The following is a 737-nucleotide window of genomic DNA, read 5'->3' on the forward strand; positions in this document are numbered from 1 at the left end:
TTTCAAGCCCTCTTTTCACTTCTCGGTGTACAAAGCTTTTACCAATTTCAGTGGGTTGAAGTGGGTACCTTTTCTTACCATAACGTTTAACTCCCACCCTCTTACCGTATTTGCTTGTGACAATAAATCCACCATCCCATTCATAGGGCCCTAAGCTCAAACCGGTATCGGTTTCTTTTGCGCCGGCAACGACAGCGTTAATAGCGCGGGTCCTTGCAGTAATGATAATCCGCAATTTTTTAGGGCTTGCACGGCGTGTTGATGTACGCTTTCGCAGCACCTTCTGAGGCACAGCTAAGGCAATAGCAGACTCTTTAACAGCTTCTTTTCTAATTGAGGTAAGCCCGCGATTCAGAACAGATTGGACAGCACGATCGCCTTCTTTGGTGATGCGCTTTAAATCTCTGTTTAACTCGTTCATCCCATAAGTAAGCTGTTTATGGTTTATATTAATAATGGTCATAATTACCCTGGTACCACTATTAGGTGAGTAACGTTGCCATGCTGGCGCTTAGTAACATACTTGTATAACTTCCCTGAAATGGTCAGTGTATCGTGACGCTGCAGATTAAAACCGGCACTCTGGGGAGTGATAAAAATATGCTGACTTGAGTCAACATCAGCCCATTGATATGCATTGATATCTAAAAACCCGATAACCTCAATGCCATCAATTACACTAACATCAGTAAAATCAGCAAAAAATACATTGGTCAGATCTGCATTAAGGTCATCGG

General features: G+C 42.7%; 2 protein-coding genes. Both read right to left on the minus strand.

Translation table 11 applies throughout. The features are described from left to right. A partial coding sequence (locus C2M25_RS06850; protein WP_158679688.1) for a phage tail protein occupies nucleotides 1-463 on the minus strand: 463 nt, incomplete at its 3' end. Between the two features lie 2 nt (nucleotides 464-465). Beyond that, a partial coding sequence (locus C2M25_RS06855; RefSeq protein ID WP_158679689.1) for a hypothetical protein occupies nucleotides 466-737 on the minus strand: 272 nt, incomplete at its 5' end.

Source organism: Pseudoalteromonas sp. T1lg21 (assembly GCF_002964625.1).
In the GTDB taxonomy this organism is placed as follows: domain Bacteria; phylum Pseudomonadota; class Gammaproteobacteria; order Enterobacterales; family Alteromonadaceae; genus Pseudoalteromonas; species Pseudoalteromonas gelatinilytica.